The organism is Streptococcus sp. HMSC066E07 (assembly GCF_001814695.1).
In the GTDB taxonomy this organism is placed as follows: domain Bacteria; phylum Bacillota; class Bacilli; order Lactobacillales; family Streptococcaceae; genus Streptococcus; species Streptococcus hominis.
The window spans coordinates 1-205 of sequence record NZ_KV817427.1; the positions used below are offsets into that span (position 1 = coordinate 1).

Genomic DNA, 205 nt, shown 5'->3' on the forward strand with positions numbered 1-205 from the left:
TCAATACCTTTTTTCATCTTTTTTTATTTTTCTTGTTTTTTGTGACCTTTGAAAAAGAAAAGTTCTGACTTAGTTTAATCACTATAGTCTTTTAAGTAGGCTCTTAATTCTCGAATCATAGCTTGGCGGCCTTTGAACCGTTCATCGGCTAGTAAGCGCTCGTACTGCTCTTGTTTCTCTGGGCTCAGTTGAGCTTGATAGCTCT

At 37.1% G+C, this 205-nt stretch carries 1 pseudogene; it reads right to left on the reverse strand.

Features of this window, described 5'->3' with window-relative positions:
• Positions 1–74 precede the first annotated feature (74 nt).
• A pseudogene (locus tag HMPREF2984_RS09845) lies at positions 75–205 on the reverse strand (sigma-70 family RNA polymerase sigma factor); the annotation flags it as partial.